Genomic DNA, 2,179 nt, shown 5'->3' on the forward strand with positions numbered 1-2,179 from the left:
CGACCCACGCCGCGTCGCCCATGCCCGGAGCGCCGCCGGCGCCCCAGGTCCATGAAGGAGTCCAGTGATGCGCGTGTGGGCAATCGCCAACCAGAAAGGCGGCGTCGGCAAGACCACCACCACCCTCGCCCTCGGGCGCGCGCTGGCCATGCGTGGCCGCCGCGTGCTGCTCGTGGACCTGGACCCGCACGCGTCGCTGACGCGCGCGTTCGGCGTGCCTGCCGAGCCGCAGCCTTCCGGCGTGCTGGACCTGTTCGATGAGCAACCGCCCACGCTCGCCAGCGTGGCGCGCGCCACCGAGATCGAAAACCTCACCTTCGTACCCGCGCAGACGCCGCTGGCCACGCTGGAGCGCCGCAGCGCCACCCAGCCGGGCCTGGGCCTGGCCCTGTCCAATGCGCTCGCACGCGGCGGCCAGGCGTGGGACCACGTGCTGTTCGACTGCCCGCCCACGCTGGGCCTGCTGATGGTCAATGCGCTGGCCGCTGCCGACCACGTCATCATTCCGACCCAGACCGAACCGCTGGCGCTGCACGGCCTGAAAGGCATGTGCCGCACCGTCGACATGATCCAGCGCTCGCGCCACCGCGAACTGCCGGTATCGATCCTGCCCACGCTGTACGACAAGCGCACCCGCACCGGTGCCGAGACGTTGAAGGCGATGCAGGACGAGTACGGCGGACGCGTCTGGAACGACGCCATCCCCAACGACACGCGCATCTGCAGCGTCGATGCACTGACCCGTTCCAGCCCGCCCGCACAGTATCCCGGTCGCGGGTTGTCGGCTTACCGCCGCGCGCTGGACTGGCTGCTGCTGACGGAAGCACGCGCCACCGAGCAAGCCGCATGAACACGCCCGCCGTCCTCGACGACTACCTGCACGACCTGCTGGGCGAACTGGGCACGGCAACCGTCGCTCCGTCCCTGGCCGTGGTCGTCGAGGAAACGGCGGTGACCGCCGGCACATCCCCCGACGCGGCCGACACGCCCGCGCCGCCCATCGCGAAGGTCGAAGCGCCTCCCGCGCTGGCGATCGCCCCGGTGCGGCCGGGCAGCGACGCGGACATGATCGACGACGATGAGTTCGAAGCGCTGCTGGACCAGCTGCACGGCAGTGGCGCCCCCACCGCGGTGGCCGCGCCCGCCAGCGAACCGATCGTCGCGGCGCCGACGCCTCCCGCGCCTGCGCTGGCGGTCGCGCCTGCGCGCGCAGGCAGCGCCGGCGACATGATCAGCGACGACGAGTTCGAAGCCCTGCTTGACGACCTGCACGGCGGCGCCGCGCCCACCGCACGGATTGCCGGACCCGCGCCCGTCGCCGCACCGGCCGCACCCGCCGTGCAGGCCCCGCGTGCCCTGGCGCCGCTGCCCAGCAAGCCGTACCTGCAGGAAGCGCTGCCCGACACCGGCGAGCGCCGCCGCGCGACCGAGCGCAAGACGCGCTGGCTGCGCCTGCGCTGCGACCAGCAGCACTACGCGCTGGAACTGCTGAAGGTGCAGGAAGTCGTGCGCCCCGCCACCCTGCTGCCGCTGCGCGGCGCCGCGCCGCACATGCTGGGCGTGATGAACCTGCGCGGCCAGGTGGTGCCGGTCATCGACATGGGCCTGTACCTGGGCCGCAGTGCGATCGACACCGATGCCGCCACGCGCATCGTGGTGCTCGAAGAGCACGGCGAGATCCTCGGCCTGCGCGTCAGCGCGGTGGAGGACGTGGCCAACCTGACCGACAACCAGATCGAATCCCCCGACAACGCGCGCGTCGGCCGCATCGCGAATCCCCTGTTCCGCGGCGTGGCCCGCCTCAACGAACGCGCGGTGATCCTGCTGGACGCCTCGCAAGTCCTGCAGTGATGTGGGGAAATCGGAACAAGGCACACAGGATGGTGCACTCCGCCAGCACCTCCATGCCGGTGTTGCCAGGTGTTCTGGAAGCCGGGAACGCACGCGCCGAAGTGGGCTTCCCATCCCCGCCGCCTGCTCCCTGCATTCCACGAACCGCGTCACATATCCACACCGGATGCTCAAGAGTGGCCCGTGAGCGCCGATACCCCACTAGAGCCGCCCTTCCGGAGACACGATGAGCGCAGTGCCCCTGGGTGATGACCTCGGCATCGAGGCCGCCACCGACCTCAAGCAACACCTGGCCATGCATGTCGCACAGCCTGGCCCGCTGGTGCTG

Annotated in this window: 2 protein-coding genes; both read left to right on the plus strand. The window is 71.1% G+C overall.

Annotated features, from left to right (window positions below; all coding sequences use genetic code 11):
- The first annotated feature begins 67 nt into the window (after positions 1–67).
- Positions 68–850 carry a ParA family protein gene (locus VLG41_RS21795; RefSeq protein WP_277726373.1) on the plus strand — a complete coding sequence of 261 codons (783 nt, stop codon included), beginning with the start codon at positions 68–70 and terminating at the stop codon, positions 848–850.
- Positions 847–1,851, plus strand: coding sequence for a chemotaxis protein CheW (locus VLG41_RS21800; protein ID WP_325351478.1), 1,005 nt, complete (start codon positions 847–849; stop codon positions 1,849–1,851). The genes VLG41_RS21795 and VLG41_RS21800 overlap by 4 nt, the downstream gene beginning before the upstream one ends.
- Positions 1,852–2,179: the final 328 nt, after the last annotated feature.

It is taken from the genome of Hydrogenophaga sp. (assembly GCF_035481345.1).
Lineage (GTDB): Bacteria > Pseudomonadota > Gammaproteobacteria > Burkholderiales > Burkholderiaceae_C > Hydrogenophaga.